The sequence below is a fragment of the Spirillospora sp. NPDC048824 genome (assembly GCF_043198455.1).
GTDB lineage: Bacteria > Actinomycetota > Actinomycetes > Streptosporangiales > Streptosporangiaceae > Spirillospora.
Genome location: NZ_JBICUS010000063.1, coordinates 1 through 1585 on the forward strand (window position 1 = coordinate 1; position 1585 = coordinate 1585).

Genomic DNA, 1585 nt, shown 5'->3' on the forward strand with positions numbered 1-1585 from the left:
CCGGAAGGTGTCAAGTCAAATGAGACAGGGGCCAGTGATCGTTAGGCGGCGTGTTCGTCCTGGTCAGGGCCGGTCCGGTCAGTGGCGTCCTCGTCGGGCCGGTTGATCCACGCGACCGCCGGGATCTTGGGCAGTGCCGGCGTCTGGGTGAACCGCCGGGGGTTGCGGGTGCGGAACGCCCGGATGGTCTCGGCCCGCTTGTCCTGGATCGCGTCGGCAGTGCCGATGTGGACGCTGAACGGTGTGTGCAGCCCGATCCCGGCATGGTAGTGCCGGTGATTGTAGTAATCGAAGAAATGATGGCAGAACGTCTCGGCCTCGTCGAGTGAGCCGAAGTTCTCCGGAAACACCGGGCAATACTTGAGGGTCTTGAACTGCGCCTCGCTGTAGGGGTTGTCGTTACTGACCTTGGGGCGGGAGTGGGACTTGATGATGTCGAGGTCGGCCAGCAGTGCGGTCACCGGCTTGGAGGTCATCGAGGTCCCGTTGTCGGAATGGATGGTGCCAGGCACGATCCCGCCGTTGGCGATGAACGAGTTCTGCATGAACTGCTCAGCCAGTTCCCCCGTCTCGCGCCGGTGCACCTCCCAGTGCACGACATGGCGGGAGAAAATGTCGAGCATCACATACAGATCATAGAATTGCCGCAGACCCGGGCCCTGCAGTTTCGTGATATCCCAGCTCCAGATTTCGTTTGGAGCGTGCGCGGCCAGGTAGGGCTTTTTGCGCGCCTCGTGCCGGGCCTGAGCGCGCCGCTCGCGGACCTGGTCACGCCGGCGCAGCTCCCGGTACATCGTCGACACCGACGCCAGGTAGACGCCCTCGTCCAGCAGCGCGGCCCACACCTGGCGGGGTGCCTTGTCGGCGAACCGGCCGCTGTTGAGGACGTCGGCCAGCTCCTGGCGCTCGGCCCGGCTCAGCGCGTTGGGCGGCGCCGGACGCGATGCCCGTTCCCCGGCAGCCGGCGACCGCCGGTTCCGGTAATAGCTGCCACGCGGAACGCCCGACAGCACGCAACTCGCGGTGATCGGCAGATGCTCCGACAGCAGCTCCAGGGTTTCGTGCCGGCAAGTGCTCACGAGTTCTCGTTGTCCGCTCTCTCGGACATCATCTCCAAGAGAGCGAAACCTTTTCCCATGATGTCCAGCGCGGCCTCGGTCTGCGCCAGCTTCTTCTCCGCCCGCTCTTTTCCGCGGGCCAGCCGCTCGTTCTCCTTACGCAGACGCTCCACCTCGGCCTGCTCCGGCGATTTCCCCTTCTTTGTGGCCGGCCCAGCCGCGCCCGACGCGGTCAACTCGCCGGCATCACGCTGACGCCGCCACAACTGGATGCTGGACTCGTAAAGGCCCTCCCGGCGCAGCAAAGCACCTTTATCGCCGTGCTCGGCCGCCTCATACTCCTCGACCATCCGCAGCTTGTAGGCGGCGCTGAAGGTCCGCCGCTTGGGCCTGCCGGCTCGTGGCCCGTCATCGGACGGGAGGTCATGGCTGGTCATCGTCACTCTGCTCGGTACCCGTTCTCGCCCTGTCCGTATCAGTTAGGGAACTTCATCCCCTCGTGTCTCACCTGAGCCTGACACAGAGGG

General features: G+C 65.1%; 2 protein-coding genes. Both read right to left on the minus strand.

The window, feature by feature from the left end; genetic code table 11:
• Positions 1 to 41: 41 nt before the first annotated feature.
• Positions 42 to 1079 carry an IS3 family transposase gene (locus tag ACGFIS_RS37510; RefSeq protein WP_392974022.1) on the minus strand — a complete coding sequence of 346 codons (1038 nt, stop codon included), beginning with the start codon at positions 1077 to 1079 and terminating at the stop codon, positions 42 to 44.
• Positions 1076 to 1495: a transposase gene (locus ACGFIS_RS37515; RefSeq protein ID WP_392974023.1), complete on the minus strand. Its 420-nt coding sequence runs from the start codon at positions 1493 to 1495 to the stop codon at positions 1076 to 1078. Before ACGFIS_RS37515 ends, ACGFIS_RS37510 begins: the two co-directional genes overlap by 4 nt.
• Positions 1496 to 1585 lie beyond the last annotated feature (90 nt).